The sequence below is a fragment of the Hymenobacter norwichensis DSM 15439 genome (assembly GCF_000420705.1).
In the GTDB taxonomy this organism is placed as follows: Bacteria; Bacteroidota; Bacteroidia; order Cytophagales; family Hymenobacteraceae; genus Hymenobacter; species Hymenobacter norwichensis.
Window position 1 is genome coordinate 199,089 of the sequence record NZ_ATVL01000011.1, and the last position, 21,518, is coordinate 220,606.

20 protein-coding genes are annotated in these 21,518 nt (G+C 57.8%); 15 read left to right on the forward strand and 5 right to left on the reverse strand.

The genetic code is table 11. The annotated features are described in order from the left end of the window. Nucleotides 1-8: 8 nt before the first annotated feature. Nucleotides 9-563: a riboflavin biosynthesis intermediates N-glycosidase gene (locus G536_RS0121490; RefSeq protein WP_022825668.1), complete on the reverse strand. Its 555-nt coding sequence runs from the start codon at nucleotides 561-563 to the stop codon at nucleotides 9-11. Between the two features lie 711 nt (nucleotides 564-1,274). On the opposite strand from G536_RS0121490, the gene G536_RS0121495 reads away from it, so the two are divergent. The 5 genes from G536_RS0121495 (at nucleotide 1,275) to G536_RS0121515 (ending at nucleotide 7,393) form a co-directional block, all read left to right on the forward strand. Further along, nucleotides 1,275-1,799 (forward strand): hypothetical protein, encoded by a 525-nt coding sequence (locus G536_RS0121495; protein ID WP_022825669.1) that lies wholly within the window; start codon nucleotides 1,275-1,277, stop codon nucleotides 1,797-1,799. A gap of 95 nt (nucleotides 1,800-1,894) precedes the next feature. After that, nucleotides 1,895-2,110, forward strand: coding sequence for a hypothetical protein (locus G536_RS29300; protein ID WP_157530834.1), 216 nt, complete (start codon nucleotides 1,895-1,897; stop codon nucleotides 2,108-2,110). 143 nt (nucleotides 2,111-2,253) lie between these two features. Then, the gene (locus tag G536_RS0121505; RefSeq protein WP_022825671.1) at nucleotides 2,254-2,952 is read left to right on the forward strand and encodes a metallophosphoesterase family protein; all 699 of its coding nucleotides are present in this window, start codon (nucleotides 2,254-2,256) and stop codon (nucleotides 2,950-2,952) included. 571 nt (nucleotides 2,953-3,523) lie between these two features. Then, nucleotides 3,524-6,040: a T9SS type A sorting domain-containing protein gene (locus tag G536_RS31080; RefSeq protein ID WP_022825672.1), complete on the forward strand. Its 2,517-nt coding sequence runs from the start codon at nucleotides 3,524-3,526 to the stop codon at nucleotides 6,038-6,040. A 276-nt stretch (nucleotides 6,041-6,316) separates the two neighbouring features. After that, nucleotides 6,317-7,393: a hypothetical protein gene (locus tag G536_RS0121515; protein ID WP_022825673.1), complete on the forward strand. Its 1,077-nt coding sequence runs from the start codon at nucleotides 6,317-6,319 to the stop codon at nucleotides 7,391-7,393. Between the two features lie 65 nt (nucleotides 7,394-7,458). Here G536_RS0121515 and G536_RS0121520 read toward each other — a convergent pair whose 3' ends face one another. From G536_RS0121520 to G536_RS0121530, 3 genes are all read right to left on the reverse strand, one after another. After that, complete coding sequence (locus G536_RS0121520; protein ID WP_022825674.1) at nucleotides 7,459-8,199, reverse strand: TIGR04283 family arsenosugar biosynthesis glycosyltransferase; 741 nt, start codon at nucleotides 8,197-8,199, stop codon at nucleotides 7,459-7,461. Nucleotides 8,200-8,272: 73 nt separating this feature from the next. Beyond that, nucleotides 8,273-9,061, reverse strand: coding sequence for a tetratricopeptide repeat protein (locus G536_RS0121525; RefSeq protein WP_022825675.1), 789 nt, complete (start codon nucleotides 9,059-9,061; stop codon nucleotides 8,273-8,275). 108 nt (nucleotides 9,062-9,169) lie between these two features. Continuing rightward, a complete protein-coding gene (locus G536_RS0121530) occupies nucleotides 9,170-9,658 on the reverse strand; it encodes a hypothetical protein (protein WP_022825676.1) in 489 nt (162 codons plus the stop codon). A 271-nt stretch (nucleotides 9,659-9,929) separates the two neighbouring features. Between G536_RS0121530 and G536_RS29310 the strand changes: the two genes are divergently transcribed. Beyond that, a complete protein-coding gene (locus G536_RS29310; RefSeq protein ID WP_022825677.1) occupies nucleotides 9,930-10,577 on the forward strand; it encodes an RNA polymerase sigma factor in 648 nt (215 codons plus the stop codon). Further along, complete coding sequence (locus G536_RS0121540; protein WP_026880462.1) at nucleotides 10,564-12,015, forward strand: TonB family protein; 1,452 nt, start codon at nucleotides 10,564-10,566, stop codon at nucleotides 12,013-12,015. The genes G536_RS29310 and G536_RS0121540 overlap by 14 nt, the downstream gene beginning before the upstream one ends. Before the next feature lie 152 nt (nucleotides 12,016-12,167). On the opposite strand, the gene G536_RS32530 is transcribed toward G536_RS0121540, so the two are convergent. After that, nucleotides 12,168-12,413 (reverse strand): hypothetical protein, encoded by a 246-nt coding sequence (locus G536_RS32530; protein ID WP_022825679.1) that lies wholly within the window; start codon nucleotides 12,411-12,413, stop codon nucleotides 12,168-12,170. A 215-nt stretch (nucleotides 12,414-12,628) separates the two neighbouring features. Between G536_RS32530 and G536_RS0121550 the strand changes: the two genes are divergently transcribed. From G536_RS0121550 to G536_RS0121585, 8 genes are all read left to right on the forward strand, one after another. Continuing rightward, on the forward strand, nucleotides 12,629-15,652 hold the full coding sequence (locus G536_RS0121550; protein WP_084708770.1) for a DUF7948 domain-containing protein: 3,024 nt from the start codon (nucleotides 12,629-12,631) through the stop codon (nucleotides 15,650-15,652). A 118-nt stretch (nucleotides 15,653-15,770) separates the two neighbouring features. Next, a complete protein-coding gene (gene fumC / locus G536_RS0121555; protein WP_022825681.1) occupies nucleotides 15,771-17,174 on the forward strand; it encodes a class II fumarate hydratase in 1,404 nt (467 codons plus the stop codon). A gap of 111 nt (nucleotides 17,175-17,285) precedes the next feature. Further along, complete coding sequence (locus G536_RS0121560) at nucleotides 17,286-18,350, forward strand: DHH family phosphoesterase (RefSeq protein WP_022825682.1); 1,065 nt, start codon at nucleotides 17,286-17,288, stop codon at nucleotides 18,348-18,350. A gap of 69 nt (nucleotides 18,351-18,419) precedes the next feature. Continuing rightward, nucleotides 18,420-19,019: a GNAT family N-acetyltransferase gene (locus G536_RS29315; protein ID WP_022825683.1), complete on the forward strand. Its 600-nt coding sequence runs from the start codon at nucleotides 18,420-18,422 to the stop codon at nucleotides 19,017-19,019. After that, nucleotides 19,006-19,413, forward strand: a complete 408-nt coding sequence (locus G536_RS0121570; RefSeq protein ID WP_211223350.1) for a diacylglycerol kinase family protein — start codon at nucleotides 19,006-19,008, stop codon at nucleotides 19,411-19,413. Before G536_RS29315 ends, G536_RS0121570 begins: the two co-directional genes overlap by 14 nt. A 210-nt stretch (nucleotides 19,414-19,623) precedes the next feature. Continuing rightward, nucleotides 19,624-20,103: a DUF6970 domain-containing protein gene (locus tag G536_RS32805; protein ID WP_022825685.1), complete on the forward strand. Its 480-nt coding sequence runs from the start codon at nucleotides 19,624-19,626 to the stop codon at nucleotides 20,101-20,103. A gap of 164 nt (nucleotides 20,104-20,267) precedes the next feature. After that, nucleotides 20,268-20,771 (forward strand): DinB family protein, encoded by a 504-nt coding sequence (locus G536_RS0121580; protein ID WP_022825686.1) that lies wholly within the window; start codon nucleotides 20,268-20,270, stop codon nucleotides 20,769-20,771. Between the two features lie 108 nt (nucleotides 20,772-20,879). Next, on the forward strand, nucleotides 20,880-21,500 hold the full coding sequence (locus tag G536_RS0121585) for a thioredoxin family protein (RefSeq protein ID WP_022825687.1): 621 nt from the start codon (nucleotides 20,880-20,882) through the stop codon (nucleotides 21,498-21,500). The last annotated feature ends 18 nt before the right edge of the window (nucleotides 21,501-21,518 follow it).

Sequence of the window (21,518 nt, forward strand, 5' to 3'; positions counted from 1 at the left end):
GGGTCAGGTTAAGAAAGCTGGTCGCGTACTTCCATCAAAGCAAAGCCGAGCAGGTTGAGGCCGCGCCACTCGCTGGGGGTAGCGGCGTGCGGACTATCCTGCGCCAGCCCAATGCCCCAGATGGCATCCACGGGGCTGGCTTCCACTAGCACGCGCGACTCGGTTTGCATCAGATACTCCCGCAGTTCCGGATGCTGGCTGAACTTGGCCGCGTTGCCCCGCACCACCACCTCGAAACGGGCGTCATTCCAGCGGGCTTCATCGAAGTTCTGCACCCGGCGCCCTAGCTTTTTGGCTTGGTCAGGGTGGGTGGCTTGCAGGATAAGCGTACGAGTGGCTTCGTCGTTGAACAGGCGGGCTTTTTCGGCCATCATGTAGTGCTCGGCGGTGGCGTAGGTGTCGCCCTCCACAGTAAAAGACGCCGGGTGCCATTGGCTGAAACACTCTTTGCCTAGTGCGGCTTCCGCCGGGCGGGTATGGCCCCAAAAGAAGAGATACTTCACTGGCTGACTAGCGTCAAGGTGTTGGAGCAGGCTGGTAACGGAGCGGATAGGAGGGAGCATAGTAGAAGTAGTACCGTTGAGAAAGGAGGAGCGAATAAAACGCAGAGGTGAACAGCCTAATGTTGGGCTACCCAACTCCGCAATAGGCGGTCATCTGGCGTAAGCGCAACAGTCAGAAAATTAGGGTCTATAGTAGACCATCCAACGGGGTATTCCAGCAGCCTAACGGGACGGCCATTTACCGGGTAGAAATGCTGAATTCTGATACTATGTTGTAGCAGTTGTTTTTTAGTCAGCTTTGCCGAGCCCGGTAAGTTTAGGGAATCGGGCAATGACATAGGAGTAGGCAAGATATAAGTAGTTTGCTCCTGGTACGGTGGCCCAAGTAGCTGCATGACTTGCTGGCGCGACATGCCTACGTGTAGTTGCTGATTCATCACTTCCTCTACCATATGACGCCTGGGATTATACCTGTCTGTCATATCTGCGTTTCTTAGCCATACCTGCTGATCAAAAGCCGTTGAGGGTTGGCATCCGCTAACTATAGCTGTTATAACCACGCCCCAATAACACGGATAATTTAAGGCAATAGTAGAAGCTAGATGCCGTAACAGTATCTCAACAAGACGGCTGGTGAAAAGGGTAGGAGTAGGTATAGCGAACCAGATAAACGGCAGGAATATTTTAGGGAACTGAAGCCACCAAAGCTAAACCCAAATCCGCACGCCTCAGTACACATACATAATCACCCACCACGAACTCACTTCTGCTATGGCTATTGACCCCAATGACCGTCCCGTCCGCGTCATCAACCTCGACGACACCACTGAGCAAGAAATGGCTGCCGGCCATATCACCCCCGGCGGCGACCCACCCAAAAAAGAAGCGGCCCGCGGTGGTTTTGGCAACCGGGAAGGCAAAGAAGGCTACGGCACCGACAGTGGCACCGGCATAACGGCAGTAGCCGTAAACGAAGACGCTGACCGGACCGAGCACCCCGCCGATAATATTCGCTCCGACGACGAAGGCCGCCCAATGCAGCCCAATGAGGATATTCCCAATCCCGACCTCATCAACGACGACGATGACGACGCCCCAATAGAAGCGCGCCGCCCGGTAGATGAATTGGACGCCGATGATGCCCGTTCCGGCCCCGACGAAATGGAAGACCCAGATTCCGGTGTCGGCATGGGCCAGATGGAGCAGCGCCAGCCCACCAACGCCGACCTCGCCCGCCAAGGCACCAACGCCGACCTCACCGACCCCGACGCCACCGATACAGCCATCGACCAGTAGTAGTTTGTGTGTTACCAGTGGTTAGCTGCTAGGTTATAGACACTGGTAACTAGTCACTATTGATCAATATTTCTCACCCTTTAATTTTCACTGCCATGTCTGACCACAGCAATAACACCAACCAGCAGTCGAAAGAAAACCACGGCAGCCCTACTCAAAGCGAACAGCCCAAAGGCGCTGGCAACTTGCCCGTAAACGACCTGGACGAGCAGACCGAGGAGAGGTTGCAGCAGGAAGCTGACGATGCCGGCCTCCGTCATCCCAACCGCAACCTCGATAAGCCGGACCTTGACAAGCCCGCTTACAACTAATAAGCACCGAGTAACGAAAAGCACTTGCCGCAACAGGCAGGTGCTTTTTTCATTTCCTGTATTGCTCAAACGAAATCCAAGCGGAATCATCTAGCCGCCACCTGCTCGTTCCATATTCCTCACCTGTTCTTGCTGCCTGACCTATGGCCCGCTACGTCACCACCGATTTGCATGGCTGTCTGCAAACCTTCCGGCAGCTGCTAGAGCACGAGTTGCACCTGACGCCGGACGACGAGCTATTTGTGCTGGGTGACTACGTAAACAAAGGCCCCGATAGCCGCGGCGTGCTTGACTACCTGATGGCCCTGCCGCAGCGTGGGTTTCGGGTGCACTGCCTGCGCGGCAACCACGACCAGGAGTTACTGGATGCCGCCAAGGGCCTGCACCACCTCACCTGGGCCTCTGCCGCCGACCGGCAGCTCACCCTAGAAAGCTTTGGCGTGACGCGCTCCGAAGACATTCCGGATGTATATCTGCGCTGGCTCGACGAACTGCCGTACCAGCTCGATACGGAAGGCTTTGCGCTGGTACACGCGGGCTACAACTTCCGGCTGCCCCCCAACCAGTTGCGCACCGATTGGCACACCATGCTTAACATCAAGCAATTCACCTATGACGCCTCCCGCCTCCAAGGGCGCCACCTGATACACGGCCACGTACCCACGCCCACTGCTGAAGTGCAGCGCCAAGTCCGCGTGAAGGCCGGCGCTATCAGCCTCGACACAGGTTGCGTGTACCGGCATAACCCAGAGCTAGCTCACATGGCTGCCCTCAACCTCGATTCTTTCGACCTGACGCTACTGCGTAACCTAGAAGCACCTTATGGCATAGCCCGCCGCTGAGGCCACCGCCTGCTATAGCCCACTGCACCTCACTCTATGCTATTATATGGAGTGGGTCTTTTGTGCTTGTGCTATCACTTATCTAGGATTCGTTTTCAGTAAATATGAATTTATAATATGAGAACCAAAATATTTTCAAAAACCAACTGGTATAATTACAAAACAAGTATTGTTATTATGAGTCTGATTGGTTCTTTGTGGAATCATTCTATGTTGATAAAAGACAGTTTTAAAGATGCTTATACATAGCTTTGATAGTGTTGTGAATTGCGTTCATCTACAAAAAGTCAGTGTTTATCGAGAATTGCTGGATGCTTAATACAGATTAAATCTAAAATTTACTTGTGATTTGGTTTTTGCACTTATATTTGATGAGTGATACAAAGGGCAATGTCACTGGGTTGTTTAAAATTTGAACTATACGGTTTTCGAAAGTCCGTTTAGTTACGACTCTAACCCAATGCCACTCGGTGCACCTGCCACGCACGGTGTTATAATCATCTCAAGAGGCTGTTGGATTGTGGCGGCAGCGCGCCCGCTTTTTTAACTGTAACTACACGACCAAATCAGAATGAAAACACAACTACTTCGTTCGACCTTTTCCGCTGCCACTGAGGGCAATCCCGTGCGCGGACTGCTGGCTGGATCTTTTCTGCTGCTAGCCTCATCGGGCTGGGCGGCACCCATCGTGAAAACGGTTGGGGCCGGCGGCAACTATCCCACTATTAGTGATGCCTTAGCTTCAATCGTTGGGGTGCCTTCCGACGCAGTTAGCATTCAACTGCTGGATGCCAACTACACCGAAAACGTGCGCATCACGCAGGCGGGTACAGCCCTCAACCCTATTACCATCCGGCCCGCTGCCGGAGTAACCACTGTTATTGAAGGCACGCTTACCTTCGATACGGGTAGCCGCTACGTAACGGTGAGTGGCAACAATGGCACCGTTAACCGGGCGCTTACTCTCAAGCAAACCGACGACCTAGTGACAACCGTTCTGTTTCAGAACGACGCGCAAAACAATGCCGTGGTGAATGCCCAAGTGTTGGGCAGCTGCCGGCAGCCAGGCTTCGGGGTAATAACTATTGGTAACGCGGCCAGCGGCGGCACCGGCAACGACCACAATACGTTGCGCGGCAACCGGATTGCCAACGCTTCGAACTCCTTGCTGCCCAGCACCCTAATTTATGCCCTGAACCTGCGCAATGGCGTTGCCAACGATGCGGTTACCGTAGTGGACAACGAGCTAGTGAATTTCGAGCGCAATGGCTTGCAAGTATTGGGCGGCAACGGCCTGAACTGGAACGTATCCAACAACAGCATCTATTATGATGCGGCCATCGTGCCCACCGCCGCCCAAACGGCCATCGACTTCGAGCCAGGCGTGGCCTCTACCAACAACACCATCAGCGGTAACAAGATTGGCGGCCGCAATGCCCAGAGCGGCGGCGGTTCTTGGTTGAACGATGGCGCTTCGTTCCGTGGCATTGTGGTTACCTGCGGTATGGGCGTTAGCAGCACACTCTCCGGCAATTCGGTGAGCAACGTGAGCATGACCAACACCTTCCAGCCACTCACGGCCATGAGCCTGGAGAGCGGCCAGACGGCGGTGGCCAATATCACTGTAACGAATGTGAGCAGCGGCCAAGGTGGCGTAGTTAGCCTTAACTCCAGCGCGGCCACCGAAGTAACCAGCTTCACGGTAGCCAGCGGCCAGATTGTAAATGTGGAAGCCGGTGGCCGCCTGAACGTAACGGGTACGCTCCGCAACAACGGCCTACTGAAAAACGCCGGTAACGTGCTGGTAGTAGGTGACTTCATTAATGCCAATACGGGTACTTACAACCAAACCCAGGGTACGCTCGAAATTACGGGCAACATGACCAGCCAGGGGGGCTTGTTCACCAGCGTTGGGGGCTTGGTGAAGCTCACCGGCAACGGGACGCAAACCGTAAGCGGCGGGGTATATTTTAACCTGGAAGTGAACGGCACCGGCACCAAAACCATTACCGCCGATGCCGACATCATCAGCCAGCTCACGCTGACTAACGGCGTGCTAGCTACTGGCTCCAACACCCTCAAACTACTGGAGCAGGCCAGCATGACCGAAACCGATAACAGCTATGTGCTGGGTAAGGTGCTGGCCACCCGCAACGTGCAAGCTGCTACCACCCAGCGTTTTGGCGGTATCGGCCTGGAAATGACGCCGAATAGTGGTTCGGTACTGCCTGGCACTACCGACGTGCTGCGCGTAACTGGCACGGCACCCATTGCATCCAACGGCAACCAGGGCATTCTGCGCTATTACGACGTAAACGCTGCCACTTCCAGCGGCCTCGACCTGAGTTTGAAGTTCTCTTACCTCGACCACGAACTGAACAGCGTTACGCCCGCCAACCTGCGCTTCTTCAAATCGGTTGATGGTGGTGCGAACTGGATGCCACGCGGCATCACTAGCCGCGGCACCGGCTACGCTCAGTTGAACAACGTAGATGGCTTCTCGCGCTGGACCTTGGGTGACGTGCAGCGTCCGCTACCAGTGGGCATCACGGCCTTCCGCGCCGTGCGTCGCGACCGGCAAGCTCTCGTAACCTGGACTACCGCTACCGAAACCAACAACCGCGGCTTTGGGGTGGAAGTAAGCACTGATGGTCGGCAATTCCGTCCGCTAGGCTTCGTGCTGGCGCAGGAAGGTTCTGCTACCACTACCCGCTCGTATCAGTTCATCGATCAGGAAGACAACAAGAAAGGTGTGCGCTACTACCGCCTGCGCCAAGAAGACCGGGACGGCCGCACCACCTATTTCGGGCCGGTTACCGTATCGTTCGACCAAGCCGTGGCCGCACAGTTTGCCGCCTACCCCACCGCCTTCAGCCAGAGCCTAACGGTGGAGCTAACCGCCGCCGCCGCCGCTCCGGCCGCCTTCACCCTCACTGACGCCTTGGGCCGCGTAGTGTGGCAGCACACCCAATCGGTAGCTGCCGGCTTCAACCAAACCCAGCTGACGCCAGAGTGCCCGGCCGGCAACTACATCCTGACCGCCAAGCTCAACGGTACCGTGCTGCGCCAGCGCGTGGTGCGCCAGTAGAAAGTTTATTAAACGTAACCCAAGGTGACCTATCGTTATCCAGGCATTCGACAGAGCTAAAATACTTTCTGTGGCCAGCGCCAATTATTAGCAAGAGAAAAGCGCCACTCCTTTGGGGTGGCGCTTTTATTTCACCTAACCCAAGGCCGCTACATACTGAACGCCCTATCTTGTTCGTGTAGCGTTAGGCGCTGATACCTAGTGGACTGGCGCTAGGCAGGCTATTTCAGTACGAGCCGTTGTTTACTACATTCCTTATCCTCTACTTAATTACACATGACGAAGCCCCACGCCAATGAACTGCCGGCCGCCACTGCAGTGCCCGCCTTGCCCGTACCGCACATGCGCCACGTAGCCACGGCTCCGGCGCAACTCCGGAAGCGGGCCTGGGTGAAAGAGCGGGCGTTTCTGCTCCAGAATATCGTGCGCGGCAACCTGGTGCATAATACGGGTGGGGCCCTGAACGTCATGCGGCTGCTCACGCTGCATAAGATGCCCGCCGGGCTACTGTCGGCGGAGCACCCGTGGGTGACTGGCCAAATGCCAGATGCCCAAGGTGCCGTCTGGCCCCGCAATGTGGTGTTCCGGACGGCCGTGGGCTCCGAGTGGGCTGTGGCGGACTACGTGCCGGAAGCCGACGAAATTATTGCCAGCAAAGTGGGTAAGTTCCTGGCTGCCATGGTGGGTAAGTCGGTGCCGACACCGGAGATTCCGCATGGCACACGCCGCCGGATGCCGCACGCCATCAACTACTTGCACGGGGCAGTGCACTACAACGGCCTTACGCTGCTGTTCAACAACTTTGCGGAGGCGCTGGAATACCTGGCCGATACTCGTTTCCGTAAGGAGCTGCGCCGGCTTATTCGGATGGAGCGGCGGGAGGTGACGTTGGTGTTTCGGGAGCGGAACTACAACCCAGTGGAGTACGCCTATTTTTCGGCCTTCGTGATGTCGCACTTGCCATGGTTTGCCAACGTGAACGGCGCGCAGCGGCGGGTTATGTGGGGCAACCCCTCGCCGTATCCGGCCGTGAACATTATCAATGGCAAGTGGGTGGCCGATACCGAGCGCCTGCGCCGCGGCGACACCGCCAGCATTGTGCGGCCCCCTGTGGAGCTAGGCCAGTATTTCCAGGGGGAGTATGGTGTAGCCACGCGCGGCGCCAACAAGCTGGAAAAGACGCACGCTTTCCTGATCAATAATTGGGTGCGGCGCCGAGGCTTCCGGGGTGGGCTGTATTTCGTGGACCGCCGCAAAATAGAAGCGGAGCGGTATCAGCAGTACCAGGCTACCAACGGCCAGAGCTTCATCGGCAACGAGACAATCCAGAATCCGCTGCGGCGGAAGAAGTGAGTGAGGAGGTTAGTTTTATGTTCGGTTTGCACCAGCTACGTAGTTGAAACATCAAACCCACTCAGTCACACCTTGTCCTGCCGAATAAGGCGGCGGTACACGTCCACCATTTTTTGCTGCGACAGGCCTAGCTGGTACATAGCCGTAATGAGGTAGTAAATGCCTTGAAGTCGCCAGACGCCATTGTCGCGGTACTTGCGGGCCGACGTGACGATAGGACCGGGCAGCACCCGAAACGGAGCAAGCCTTTTCAGCCGGCGCGCAACGTCCTGGTCTTCAAACACTAACATGTCTTCGCGGTAGCCGCCAGCCTGCTCAAAGACGTCTTGGCGTACAAACAGGCTTTGGTCGCCGAAGCGAAACACGTTCAGGCCAAAGCGCGTGAACCAGGCATTGGCTTTCAGGAACCAGCTCGGGTGGTCGAAGGCCAGGCGGTAGCAGCCGGCCCCAGCTCCCTGCGCCACGGCCTGCCTGATTTCGGCAGTGAATCCGGCGGGCGGATAGGTGTCGGCGTGCAGGAAATACAGGATGCGGCCAGTGGCCTGAGCAGCACCGAAGTTGAGTTGCACGGCGCGCCCCTTGCGGGAGCATAGTACCACCCGCGCACCCGCCTGCCGGGCTTCGGCGGCCGTGTCGTCGGGGCTGTGGGCGTCTACCACCAGCAACTCCAAATCGGCATCCGGTCCGGTAACTAGGCGCAGGTGGTGCAGCAGCCGCCCAATGCTCCCGGCTTCCTTGTAAGTGGGAATGATGATGCTGATGGAAGCCGCCCCGTCGGAAGCGGTGGGCCAAGGAACAGAGCGCATCTTCACCGAGACGAGAAAAGGGCTTTTGCGGTTGCTACTGTTCCGGCTGCTCGCCGCCGAACAGATTTCCGCGCTACAGGTCGTGCGGGAAAAGCTCAGGGGCCCGCAATGCCGCCTGCGCTTCGGCCCAATAAGGGTTTTGGGTGTTCTGGGATATGCTGTATAAGGTAACGCGCGCTTGTTCGCGCTGGCCGGTGCGCAGCTGGGCCATAGCCAAATGATAGCGCGCTTTCCCTGCCAGCTCCGACGCCGGCAGTTGAGCGGCGCGGGTCAGGTAAGAACGGGCCGCCCCGGCCTCATCTTGGCGCAGCAGCATAACCCCCGTATAGTAAAGCAGCGTATCGTCGCCGAGGGTGGAGGCCGGAATCCGCCGCAAGGAGTGCAGCGCTGCTGAGTAGTGCCCGTCGCGGTACTGGCGCATGGCCTTGATTAACAACGGATTGTTGGTGCGTTGAGCAGTTGCTTCCGGTAGGCCAGGGTCGGGCACGTAATAATGGGCCCAGGCACGTTCGGCATCGAGCGGGCGTGCCCGAAACAGAAACCAGGCTCCTAGGCCAAGCGCCAGCACGAGGCCGACTACCAGCAAACTCCAGCGTATGCGGGCTGCTTGGGTGCGTGTTTCAAGGTTGGTTAGTGCTGTTTGCCGTTCGTCGAGGCGCTTATCCAGATTGCGTAGGCGTAGGCGCAAAGTTTCGTGGCCGGCCACCCAGCGCAAATCGGCGGTGAACTGCTCGTATGCTTGAAAGGCAGCGCTTAGGTTTTCGTCCTGCGCCAGCCGTTGTTCAAACGCTTCCTGCTCTGCTTCCGACAGTTGCCCGTCGGCGAATCGTTCTAGTTCATCCAGATAAGGGCGCAGATCCATTTAATAGTTGATTGGTAAATAGTTGACTTTTTGGGCGTTGCTAGAAAAAGAGTCATATGCTGGTCGTTCAACAATCAACAATGCAGCAACCAGCTGGTAAACCTTCCCTTATTCACCCCGCAGGTGTAGCTCATAGAGGCGGCGCAGGCAACTAGCTTTTTGTAACCGCCCAACAGTGGCGTTGGCAAAGCCCATTTTACCAGCCAGCTTCTTGAAATTATAGCCTCGGAAATAAAAGAACATGAGCACTTGCTGACAGTCGGAACCAAGCTGCCCGAACTGCTCTAGTAAGCGGCTGCGGCGGCTGGCTTCGGCTACTGGCAGCGCCGCGGAGGTGGCTTTGAGTTGCTGTGCAGCCATGTGGTACATGTGTTCGAGTACGTCGTCAGGCAGCTTGGTCAGGCGGCCATCGGCCACTTGGTCGTAGAACTCCAGCAAAACCGACCGAAATAACTCGTGCGCGGCGGCTGGGGCCAACTGGTGCTGCTGGCGGGCCCAGGCGGCAAATATGTCCCGGTGCTCCTGATAGAAGGTGGTCAGGAACGTCTGGTTGCCCACGCGTAGGTGGGTTAGCGTAGCGGCAAGAGGCTGTGGCATAGCACCAGAAATTAGAAAAAACGACGGCTTTACTGAGTGGTATCCGCTCGAATATCAAACAAGATAACGTGTAATTCCGGGTTGAAGATTAGCAGCAAGGCCCGTTTTTAGGTTTCCACTCCGATAAATAAGCAGGTTCGTGCCAGCAGACAATCGAATACAATCTTTGTGCAATTGCCGCTGCCAGTCGTTCAACCGCCCCAACTGCCGTATCTTGGCACTGCCCGCAGCTAGCCGAACGAGCGGTACCGCATCGGGGTTGTAGTGCTGCATGTTTTTCAAACGCCGTCCGAAGTTGCCCGCCGAGCTGTCCGATGCCGAGCTGCTGACGCGCTACCGCCAGCACGGCGAAGTGGCCGACTTGGGCGTACTCTACGAGCGGCACATGCCCGAGGTATTTGCCATCTGCCGGCGCTACTTGGGCCCCGGTGATGCTGATGCCCAGGATGCGGTAATGCAGCTCTTCGAGCAGCTAGTAGATAAGCTGCGGGTGCACGAGGTGGAAAACTTTCCGGCGTGGCTGCACGCTACGGCCCGCAACCACTGCCTGATGGTGCTGCGGGCCCGCCAGCGGCCGGGGCCCGACCGTGGCGGGGCATTGGTGCTGCATTTTCCTGATGCGGCCGATATGGAATCGGTGGTGGCCGAGCATCTGGAACCTGATGACCCCGACGAAGCCACCTTCACCGAAGCTCGCCTGCAAGCCCTGGAGCACGCGCTGGCTGCCCTACCCGCCGGCCAACGACGATGTTTGGAGTTATTTTTTCTGGAAAAGAAATGCTACCGCGACATCAGCCAGGAAACTGGTTTCGACCTGAATTCAGTTAAAAGTCATCTGCAAAACGGCAAGCGCAACCTTCGGCGCTACCTCGAATCAGCTCCGCCCACCACGTCTTTCACTTCCGATGCGGCCCGATAATCAGTCCCCTGCTTCCTTCCTGTCTGCCGGCTTACCGGCGGGGCAGCACTTGCCGATGGCAGTGCTGCGGCAGTACGTGGCCGGGACGCTGTCGGCGGCCGAGCAGCACAGCGTGGAAGCACATACACTGGCTTGTGCCCGGTGTGCCGATATCCTCGAAGGCCTTTCACAAACCAGCCTATCTACCACCGACCAGTCCCTAACCGACTTACAAGCTAGGCTGCGTACCCGCGTCGCCGAAGAAAAGATAGAGCCCACGCCGGTAGTGCCGCTGTGGCCCTTCCGGCAGATAGCGGCAGCTGTGCTGGTGCTGCTGGCGGCAGCAGCTTTGTGGCTGGGTGTGCGCCGTACCACCGAAGGCCCGGCTTCTGCTCCGCAAATAGCTATGCAGCGGCCCGCCCGTTCATCGGATGCAGTACCGCCCCCGGCGCCCATGTCGGTTCCCGAAGCGGCTGGCGCAATGGCAGCTGCTACCGCGCCAGCAGACCAGCAAACCTCTGCCCGCCGTCCATCGGCGAGCCCGCCGGTAGCCTTGCGGCGGGCACACCGGCAGCCAATTGTTTTGCCTGATGATGAGCAGGGAAACCGTGACGTAGCGGTCCTGATGGAACCCAGCGGCGCAGGCAACCAAGCCACTGGTGTGGCGGATAGCAAAGAACTTGTTGTAACGGATTCTGGTGGTGTGGCCCGAACGGATAAGCAGGCTGCTTCAGAAGGATACGCGTTGAATAATTACAGAAAATTGGAGCCAGAGCCTATGGCACCAAGGGCTGCAAAAAAGAAATCTTCGGATGGTACAAGAGCTCTAGCGGGTAGTATCATGTCGGCAACGGCCGCGCCGGCTGGTATGCGGCTGGTACGCGGCCAAGTAACCGACCAAACCAACGGAGCCGTTTTGCCGGGTGTAACGGTGCTGGCCAAAGGCACAGCCATCGGGGCCAGCACGGCAGCTGACGGTTCGTTTGCGCTACTAGTACCGGACTCAGTGAAAGCCCTGACGTTCCATTACATAGGATATACTGTGTCGGAGAAAACCCTGAAAGCTGCTGATAGCACCGTGGCCCTGGCCCTGGCGCCCGACACCAAACAGCTCAGCGAGGTAGTGGTAGTGCGGCGGGAGCGGCCCCCAGCGCCAATGTCTGTTGGGGCATTGCCGGCTGGCGGCTACAAAGCTTTCCGGGAGTACCTAAAGAAAAATTTGGAGTACCCCGAGAAAGCGCTGAAAGACAATAAAGAAGGTACTGTGAAGCTCCGCTTTACAGTGGACGTAGATGGCAGCTTACAGGATATCAAAGTGATGAGTAGCCTGTCAGAAGAGTGCGACGCGGAAGCTATTCGGTTGTTGAAAGAAGGTCCCCGGTGGTATCCCGCCATTAGCAAAGGCCGCCGCACAGCCCGCTCCGTTGATATTAGCGTACCGTTTAGAGTAACTGAGTAGCGGAGTGATTATAAACACGGCGCTACGCAGCAGTAGGTTAAATTCCAACAAAGCAAAAGCCCTTGGCGCGTGGTTCGCCAAGGGCTTTTGCTTTGTTATGAGCTGCTCTTAGAGTGTTCATAGCTACAACCACTCAGTTGTTTTGCTATGCTCTAGCCGCTGTAGCCGCCGCCGCTTTCGGGTTCAGTGGCACTGCCGCCGGCTTTATCGGGAGTAGGAAGTTCGGGCTCTGTTTTTACTTCCACTTGGCTGTAATCGGGTGCGCCGTTACCGGCAACGGGTACGGGCGCTTCTTGGTTTTCGTCGTTGGGGGGAGTAGTAGCAGGAGCTTGGGCAGTGGTTGGGGTGTTGCCGGGTACAGCCAGAGCGTCGGACTCAGATTCGAAGGTCGTTTTCATGGGGTGGCGTTAAGCTAGTGAGTGTACGTGTACGCAGCCGGGCCGCGTAAAGCTGTACTGAGGCTACGCAGAATTATGGGGTGATACACTACCGAATGCCACCCGGCGAAACCCACCAGGTTTTCCCACCTGAAAAGCCCGGCAAATACTAGCAAGTGCACTGCCGATTTAGGTATTTTACAGTCTGTCTTACTCCCACTCTATTCTTAGTTTTTATGTTCTTGTCTACCCGATGGCTACGGCCGGTATTGGGCATGTTAGGCGTGGCCGGCAGTGTAGCAGCGCAAGCTGCTGCCGGTCCTCAATTCGTTGAAAACAAAAGCCAGTGGGCCGCGCCAGTGCGGTTCCGGGCCGAGGTGCCGGGCGGCAGCGTATTCCTAACTGCCACTGGCTTGGTGTACGACTGGCGCAGTGCCGCCGACCAGCAACGTGCCCACCATGCTGCGGAGGTGGCAACCCGCACCCACCAGCCAGCCGCCGAGGTAGCTATGCACGGCCACGCAGTATTCGTTGATTTTGTGGGCGCAACGGCCGCCGCGCAATCGGTAGGGCAGCAGCCACTACCAGCGTATCACAACTATTTTATCGGTAGTGACCCTAGCCGCTGGGCCAGCCACGTGACGCTGTTCGAGGAAGTGCGCTACCAGAGCCTCTATCCCGGCACCGATTTGCGCGTGTATGGCACCGACAACGGCAGCCTCAAGTATGATTTCATTGTGCAGCCGGGTGGGCAGCCTGCTGCCATTGCCCTGCGCTACCGCGGCACCGATGGCCTTAAGCTGCAGGCCGATGGTACGCTACTAGTGCACACTTCCGTAACCGATGTGGTGGAGCAGCGCCCGTATGCCTACCAACTGATGCGCGGGCAGCGCCGGCCGGTATCCTGCCGCTACCAACTCACCAACAATGTGTTGCGCTACAATTTTCCGCAGGGCTACGACCATAGCCAGCCTCTGGTAATCGACCCGGTGGTGGTAGCGGCTACGTATTCGGGTAGTACTGGCCAGGTGTGGGGCGCCGCCACCGGCTACGACAACGCCGGCAACATCTATACGGCCGGTTTCGGGCAAAGCAATGGGTACCCGGTTACGCCCGGCGCCTATCAGGTATCGTACCAGGGCAGTACCGATGTAGCCATCAGCAAGCTCAACCCAACCGGCTCTCAGCTCTTGTACGCTACCTATCTGGGCGGAACCGGCGCCGACGAAGTCCGGGCCTTGCGTACCAACAGCGCCGGCGAGCTGTACGTGCTGACTAGCACCTTCTCGGCAGACTTCCCGCGCACGGCTGGCTGCTACGATGCCAGCGCCAACGGCTTAGCCGATGTGGCTGTTACGCACCTGAATGCCACTAGTACGGCCTTGCTGGGTTCAACGTATGTGGGTGGTAACACGGTGGATACCCCCATAGAATTAGCCGTAACCAATACTGGAGTTGTAGTGGTGGGAACTACTGCGTCGTCTAACTTTCCTACCACTTCTGGCGCTTACGACCGGACTATTGGAGGCACCGACTCATTTGTAATCAGCCTGAATTCCTCCATGACCACGCTACAGTGGAGCACCTTTCTGGGCGGTGCTTTAGGAACGGAAACCAGCACAGCAATACAGTTGGAGCCCAATGGCAACGTGCTGGTGACGGGTACTACCGGTTCTGCCGATTTTCCGGTGACACCCGGCGCGTTGCGCACCACATACGCTGGTTTCAACGACGGTTTCGTGGCTCGTTTGCGAGCCGATGGCGGCGCGTTGCTGGCTTCTACGTTCTTTGGCTCGGCAAACGGAGCCAACGCCGTAACGCACCTGGACGCCGATGCCGCCGGCAACATAGTGATATGTGGCACGGCCGCCGGCACTCTGGCTACCACACCAGGCGCCCTCGCCGCTCCCAATGGTCGGGTTTTCGTGGCGGGCTTGAACAATGCGCTTACCACCCAACGATTTCTGGCTAAGCCGTTCAATAGCTTCTCTATTGCCATTCAGTCGTTTAAGCTCGATAACTGCGGCAACATACACTTGGCCGGTTTCGATAGTGGCTCCGGACTGCCTGTAGTAAACTCTTTGCCCAATGGGGTTTCGGGTGGGTTTTATACCACCACGCTGGATGGCGCTGGCACCACTCGGCTGTTCGGCTCCTACTTCGGCCCGGTCGGGCAGCACACGCATACTTCCTCGCACCGCATTGATGAGCAGGGCCGGCTGTACCAAAGTATTTGCACGGGTAGCGGCTTCCCTACCACCAGTACGGCGTATGGTCGTACGTCGCGCACCAATGGGCTCGATGTACTGGTGTTCAAGCTCGACCAGAACTCCGGTGCTGGAACTTCGGTGCGGGCCGCCGTGGCCCCTATCGATTCGGCTTGTGCGCCGCTACGGGCAGCATTTGTAAACAACACCATGGGCAGCACCCGTTTCCGCTGGAACTTTGCCGATGGCTCCGCTCCGGATACCACCCAGGCGCCGGTGCACCTGTTTCAGAACCCAGGCACGTACCGGGTGCGGCTGGTAGCACTGGGTACCGGGCTGGCCTGTTCCCGCAACGATACCACCTACGTAACCGTGCGCGTGAAAGCTAAGCCCACGGTAGCCTTGCCCCGTAACCTCACTATATGCCCCGGCGGCTCGCTCACGCTGAATGCCAGCAACCCTGGCACCACGTACCGGTGGAGCACAGGCGCCACCACAGCCAGCATTGTAGTGCGGCAGCCCGGCAAGTATTCGGTGCTCGTAGATAATGGCCGCTGCTCTACTCGCGACAGTACCACGGTTCGGTTGGTAGCTTCGCCCACTCTCTCGGCCGATACCACGGGCTGTATTGTAGGTGGAGTGGTGCTGAAAACCACAGCCGAGCCGGGCAGTGCTTACCTCTGGTCGACGCTGGCTACTACGCCCAACATTGTGGCTACCACCTCCGGCCGCTACACGGTGCGCATCACTCAGGGCACCTGCATCGAGGAAAAAGAGGTGAATGTAACGCTGCTGCGGCCGGTGTCGCCACCCAACGTCATTACGCCCAACGGCGACGGCAAGAACGATACCTTCCGGCCCTCCGAAGCCACCACCATTGAGCCTGGTACGCGCCTGCGCCTCTACAACCGCTGGGGCCGGCAAGTGTACACCACCGACGAGTACCGCAACGACTGGGGCCCCGGCCAGCCCGCCGGCGTGTATTACTACACGCTGGAAAACCTGCACTTCTGCACGCCCTACGTGAAAGGCTGGCTGGAAGTAGTGAAGTAGCGCGGCGCCTTCCGCGTGCCTTCCGTACTTTCGCAGCGGGTAGCGTTGCCGGTTGCCATTTCAAGGCCGTCGGCGCTGGTCACCTGAATCTTGTTACTTCCTCACTTCATTCCCTAGTATGCAGTTCCGTACCGAGAAAGACACCATGGGCACCGTGCAGGTGCCGGCCGACGCCTACTTTGGCGCCCAGACCCAGCGCTCCATCGACAACTTCCAGATTGCGCAGGACATCAACCGGATGCCCAAAGAAATCATCCGGGCATTTGCCTACCTCAAGAAGGCTGCCGCCCTCACCAACCGCGACGCCGGGGTACTGGATGCCGACAAAGCTGAACTGATTGGCCGCGTGTGCGACGAAATTCTGGAAGGCAAGCTCGACAAGGAATTCCCATTGGTGGTGTGGCAAACCGGCTCGGGTACGCAAAGCAACATGAACGTGAACGAGGTGGTAGCCTACCGCGGCCACGTGCTGCAAGGCGGTAGCCTCTCGGACGAGAAGAAGGTGCTGGCCCCCAACGACGACGTGAATAAGTCGCAGTCGAGCAACGACACCTTCCCGACGGCCATGCACATTGCGGCCTACAAGATTCTGGTGGAAACCACCATTCCCGGCATCGAGAAGCTGCGCGATACGCTGAAGAGCAAGAGCGAGCAGTTCATGCACATCGTAAAGATTGGCCGCACCCACCTCATGGATGCCACCCCGCTAACAGTAGGGCAGGAGTTTTCGGGCTACGTGTCGCAGCTCGACCACGGCTTGCGCGCCATTAAGAACACGCTGGCGCACCTGAGCGAACTGGCGCTGGGCGGCACAGCCGTAGGCACGGGCATCAATACGCCTAAAGGCTACTCTGAAAATGTAGCCAAGCACATTGCCGACCTCACCGGCCTGCCTTTCATCACGGCTGAAAACAAGTTTGAAGCCCTGGCCGCTCACGATGCTATTGTGGAAGCCCACGGTGCTCTGAAAACGGTAGCGGCTTCGCTGATGAAAATTGGCAACGACATCCGCCTGCTAGCCTCGGGCCCCCGCGCTGGTATCGGCGAGCTGCACATTCCGGATAACGAGCCCGGCTCCAGCATCATGCCCGGCAAGGTGAACCCCACCCAGTGCGAAGCCATGACCATGGTAGCGGCGCAGGTAATGGGCAACGACGTGGCCATCAACATTGGCGGCATGAACGGCCACTTCGAGCTGAACGTGTTCAAGCCGGTGATGATTTACAACTTCCTGCACTCGGCCCGCCTGATTGGCGACGTGTGCGTGAGCTTCAACGATAAGTGCGCCGTGGGCATCGAGCCTTTGGAAGTGAATATCAAGAAGCACGTGGATTCGTCGTTGATGCTGGTAACGGCCCTCAACCCACACATTGGCTACTACAAAGCCGCCGAAATAGCCCAAACTGCCCACAAAAACGGCTCAACCTTAAAGGAAACCGCCCTGCAACTCGGCTACCTCACCGAGGAGCAGTTCGACGAGTGGCTGAAGCCCGAGGATATGGTGGGCGAAATCAAGAAGTAGTAAGCTAAGACAGGCAGGGTAGAGCTAGCCTATTCCAGCCACTAGCTACAACCTTCCGAGTATAGTTCACGAACAACGGGCAGTCTGCTACCATGCAGGCTGCCCGTTTTCATGCCTGCTTACCCGCAATTTGTAGCGCCTTTCCGGGCCTTTCTCGACGTAATTCCCTGCAACGGCCGGGTGGTAGTGTATTGCCATTTTGATGCCGATGGGTTGGCGGCCGGGGCCTTGTTTGGGCGCGGCTTGCGCCGAATTAATTCAACTTGGGAAGTAATAGTGCTACCGTCGGGCAAAGGCGAAAATGCTTTCCTGACGCCATCTGTGCAAGACAAGCTGCTGGCGCACAAGCCTGATGCGCTGCTAGTTACCGATCTGGGAGTGCACGCGCACGGTACGCTGGAAACGGCCGGCGTGCCTGTGCTCTACGTCGACCACCATATCCCGGAAGGCATGCCCCCCGCGGGTAGCACCGTACTTACCGGCTATGGCTTGCCCGACCCCGTGCCGTGTTCGGCGTGGCTGGCGTATGAGCTGCTGGCCGCCGAAACCGATATAACCGACCTGCGCTGGGTGGCGGCCATCGGTATCCTTTCCGACCTCGGCGACCAGGCCGCGTGGCCGCCTCTGGCTGAAGCGAAAAAGCAGTTCACCGCCAAGTGGCTGAAAGAGGCCGTGGCTATGTGCAATGCCGCCCGGCGGGCCGGTGCCTTCGACCTCGACCTACCCCTGCGCTACCTAATGCACGACGAAAATCCGCGGGGCTTGGCGCAAGATGCTACCCTAGCAGGCTACCGCGCCGAAGTAGCCGCCGCCCTGGCCGTGGCGCGCAAAATGCCGCCTAAGTTTCCGCCGGCCGGCCCTAATGCTTCACCCGTAGCCCTTATCACCATCAACTCGCCCTGCCAGATACATCCGTTGGTGGCGCAGCAATGGATTCAGCGCCTACCCGACCGGGCAGTGCTGTGTGCCAACCTCGGTTACCTGCCCGACGGGACTATTGCGGTGGCTGGCCGTGCTGCCAGCCGCAACATTCATATTCCCGATCTGCTGCGCGAAGCTTTTGCCCGAACTGGTGCCGAGCCCCCTGCCAATTTCGCGCATGGGCATCCGCAGGCCAGTGGCGGGCACTTACCACCTGCGCAGTACGAGTTGCTTTTGCAGGGTTTGGGCTTTTGAAACAAAGCACTGCTACCATCTTCTTTTTTTCGGGCATCTTTAGTGGTTCATCCTCACGCACTATTTCGTATGGATTTCTCGCAGGACATCATTCTCGAAAATAACCGGGCCCTGTTGCGCCCTCTGGCTACCACCGATTTCGAGGCGCTGCAAGCCGTAGCCTTCGACCCCGAACTGTGGCAGTTTACCCTCACCCGCGCCGACGACAAGATTAGTCTAGCCGGCTACATTGCGGCGGCCATGCAGGGCCGGGAAGCCCACCTCCGGTATCCGTTTGTAATTATCGATAAGGAAACCAACCGGGTGGCGGGCAGCACCAGCTACTACAACATAGCCGCCGAGGATGCCCGGCTATCCATCGGCTATACCTGGCTGGGTACTGATTTCCAGCGCACTGGCTTGAACCGGGCCGTGAAGTATTTGCTGTTCCGGTACGCGTTTGAGGGGCTGGGCTGCGAGCGGGTGGAGCTGGAAACCGATTCGCACAATCAGAAATCGAAGGAGGCTATGCGCCGAATGGGAGCCGTGGAGGAAGGTACGTTGCGCAGCCACCGATACACGCAAAACGGCCGCCGCCGCGACACCGTGATTTTCAGCGTCATCAAGCCCGAGTGGAACGTGCTGCGCCAAGGTACTTTCCACGAATTCGACGCCCGTGAATCCTCCTAGCCCTAATCTTCAACCCCGGCGGTTTCCGGCGGTGCTGCGCCAGCGGGCGGCCAGCTTTGGCTACGCGTTCCGAGGCGTGGCTGCGGCGTTGCGCTCCGAGGTGCATTTGCAGTTTCATGCCGTAGCTACGGTGGTGGTAATAGGGTTGGGGTTCTACTTCCAACTGGGCCCGACGGAATGGGCATTGGTAGCCTTGGCCGTCGGGCTAGTTTGGGGGCTGGAACTGGCCAATACAGCTATAGAGGCTGTAGTGAACCTGGTGTCGCCAGAGTATCACCTGTTGGCCGGGCGGGCTAAGGATGTGGCCGCTGGTGCGGTACTGGTAGGTGCCGTGGCGGCGCTGATTGTGGGGCTGTTGGTATTCGGTCCGCGGCTATGGGCGTTGATGAATTAGGGTGTGCGAATGAGAGGATAAGAGGAGCCCAGGCATAATAGGTTGATCTATTTCTGTTCGTTTCCACTTGTCTTTATAACCTCTTACCCGCACACCCACTTACACTCCTACCCTAATAACAGAACCCTGCGCTCCGGCGGGCGTAAGCTGAACGTCAGGCTACGCTAGTGGCAGGCCTGACTAGTTTTCGCGCCTACTTTCTCTCGCCTTATGCGCCCCTTTACGTTCGTTTCGTTGCCCGCTGTGGCCTTGCTGCTACTTAGTGCGGCCTGCCAGAAAAATGTGGTGGTTACCACGCCTACCGACACGCCTTCTGCGGGTACTACCGGCATCATTTCCACACCTGCACCTGTTGCCAAGAACACCACAACTCCTGTGCCCGACGGGGGCGTGGCCCAGTTTGATACTACGGCCCGGCCTGGTTGGCTGGAAAAACGAATTCAGCAGATAACCGCCGAACCCCCGCAAAATCCAGCGGCGCGCATTATGCGCTATCGGTACGAAGGCCAGGTGGTATACTACGAAACCCTAGGCTGCTGCGACCAGTTTACCAGCCTCTACGACCAAAACGGTAAGCTGATTTGCCATCCCGAAGGCGGTATCACGGGTAAGGGTGACGGTAACAGTGCCTGCCGCTATTTTGCAAAACGCCGTACCGAAGAGCGTCTGGTTTGGCAGGACTCGCGGTAAGAGGGTTGCCTAGATGGCAGCAAAACTGCTATCCGCTTGGTAATATTGCAGCGCAGCTACAAAAGCTGTACACATTTCATAAACCATTGCTACGCATCTGTAATTAAGGGCTCTGGCTAAATGCAGCCATTGTTCTTGCAGAACGCTGTACTTACATTACTGCCATGATCAACACCAACGAAAAGCTGGGGGCCTACAACGTGTGGGCCAATGCCACCCTGCTCGGTCACCTCGATAAACTAGTAGCTGGCGGAGCCACACTCCCGGCCGGAGGACTTCGCATATTCAGCCACGTACTCAATGCCCAAGCCATCTGGCTGGGCCGCCTGACTGCTACGCCTAGCCCCGTAAAAGTGTGGCAAGAGCATGATTTGGCTGGTTTACACCACTGGCATGAGCAAACTTCGGAGCGGTTTCAGCAGTATGTGAACAGCGCCGATGATGCCGAATTGCAGCGCCTGATTTCGTACACCAACTCCATCGGGGAAACCTACACCAGCCAGGTGTCCGACATTTTCACCCACGTGCCGGTGCACGCCAACTATCACCGCGCCCAAGTGGCCAAAGAGCTGCGGGCGGCGGGCCTCGAACCCATCAATACCGACTTTATTACCTACTGCCGTGAACTGTCGGCTAAAGAGGCCCTGGCCGACGTGCCCAGCCTGTAGCCAGTAGGGTAGGTAAGATAAAAAGCCTGTTTTGGGGTTGTCTTCGGCTACCGAAACAGGCTTTTTTCTGTTGTATCAGCATCCGTACCCGACTCATCTTCTCCCATTATGCCCGACTCGTTGGTTGTTCCCGTCCTGACCACAGAGCGCCTCGCCTCTGCCTACACGTACCCTGCTTACCGTCAGCTGATTGATGCCGCGCTGGCCGACGACAAAACCACCGGCCCCGAGCAGTCGGAAGCCCTGACGGCCTATACCCGCCTCAACGTGCAGCGCATGCAGCGCCTCGATAAAACCACACGGGTACTGCCCGAACTGACTGCGGCGGTAGCTAACCTGCGCCAGAGCTACATCTGGCTGATTATCACTGAAGGATGGTGCGGCGACGCGGCTCAGATTGTACCCGTGCTGGAAGCTGTGGCGCAGGCCTCAAGCGGGCGTCTCACCACGCGCTACGTACTGCGCGACGAGCACCTCGACATCATGGACCGGTACCTCACCAACGGCAGCCGCTCCATCCCGAAGTTGGTAGTGCTGAACCCTGACACCCTAACGGAGGTGGCTCACTGGGGCCCCCGCCCGGCAGCAGCCCAAAAGCTCTTACTCGAACTGAAAGCCCAAGGTGCCACCCACGAAGAGTACGCCGAGAAAATACACGCTTGGTATGCGCAAGACAAAACCCAAGCTACCCAGCAGGAAATTCTAGCGCTGGTGCAAGGGTTGGAATAAGTAGTAGCTGACACGAAA

What these genes read in the sequence shown, in the direction of transcription:
- G536_RS0121490 (WP_022825668.1), bottom strand. Translation starts at nt 563, where the DNA reads ATGCTCCCTCCTATCCGCTCCGTTACCAGCCTGCTCCAACACCTTGAC.
- G536_RS0121495 (WP_022825669.1), top strand. Translation starts at nt 1,275, where the DNA reads ATGGCTATTGACCCCAATGACCGTCCCGTCCGCGTCATCAACCTCGAC.
- G536_RS29300 (WP_157530834.1), top strand. Translation starts at nt 1,895, where the DNA reads ATGTCTGACCACAGCAATAACACCAACCAGCAGTCGAAAGAAAACCAC.
- G536_RS0121505 (WP_022825671.1), top strand. Translation starts at nt 2,254, where the DNA reads ATGGCCCGCTACGTCACCACCGATTTGCATGGCTGTCTGCAAACCTTC.
- G536_RS31080 (WP_022825672.1), top strand. Translation starts at nt 3,524, where the DNA reads ATGAAAACACAACTACTTCGTTCGACCTTTTCCGCTGCCACTGAGGGC.
- G536_RS0121515 (WP_022825673.1), top strand. Translation starts at nt 6,317, where the DNA reads ATGACGAAGCCCCACGCCAATGAACTGCCGGCCGCCACTGCAGTGCCC.
- G536_RS0121520 (WP_022825674.1), bottom strand. Translation starts at nt 8,199, where the DNA reads ATGCGCTCTGTTCCTTGGCCCACCGCTTCCGACGGGGCGGCTTCCATC.
- G536_RS0121525 (WP_022825675.1), bottom strand. Translation starts at nt 9,061, where the DNA reads ATGGATCTGCGCCCTTATCTGGATGAACTAGAACGATTCGCCGACGGG.
- G536_RS0121530 (WP_022825676.1), bottom strand. Translation starts at nt 9,658, where the DNA reads ATGCCACAGCCTCTTGCCGCTACGCTAACCCACCTACGCGTGGGCAAC.
- G536_RS29310 (WP_022825677.1), top strand. Translation starts at nt 9,930, where the DNA reads ATGTTTTTCAAACGCCGTCCGAAGTTGCCCGCCGAGCTGTCCGATGCC.
- G536_RS0121540 (WP_026880462.1), top strand. Translation starts at nt 10,564, where the DNA reads ATGCGGCCCGATAATCAGTCCCCTGCTTCCTTCCTGTCTGCCGGCTTA.
- G536_RS32530 (WP_022825679.1), bottom strand. Translation starts at nt 12,413, where the DNA reads ATGAAAACGACCTTCGAATCTGAGTCCGACGCTCTGGCTGTACCCGGC.
- G536_RS0121550 (WP_084708770.1), top strand. Translation starts at nt 12,629, where the DNA reads ATGTTCTTGTCTACCCGATGGCTACGGCCGGTATTGGGCATGTTAGGC.
- fumC (WP_022825681.1), top strand. Translation starts at nt 15,771, where the DNA reads ATGCAGTTCCGTACCGAGAAAGACACCATGGGCACCGTGCAGGTGCCG.
- G536_RS0121560 (WP_022825682.1), top strand. Translation starts at nt 17,286, where the DNA reads ATGCCTGCTTACCCGCAATTTGTAGCGCCTTTCCGGGCCTTTCTCGAC.
- G536_RS29315 (WP_022825683.1), top strand. Translation starts at nt 18,420, where the DNA reads ATGGATTTCTCGCAGGACATCATTCTCGAAAATAACCGGGCCCTGTTG.
- G536_RS32805 (WP_022825685.1), top strand. Translation starts at nt 19,624, where the DNA reads ATGCGCCCCTTTACGTTCGTTTCGTTGCCCGCTGTGGCCTTGCTGCTA.
- G536_RS0121580 (WP_022825686.1), top strand. Translation starts at nt 20,268, where the DNA reads ATGATCAACACCAACGAAAAGCTGGGGGCCTACAACGTGTGGGCCAAT.
- G536_RS0121585 (WP_022825687.1), top strand. Translation starts at nt 20,880, where the DNA reads ATGCCCGACTCGTTGGTTGTTCCCGTCCTGACCACAGAGCGCCTCGCC.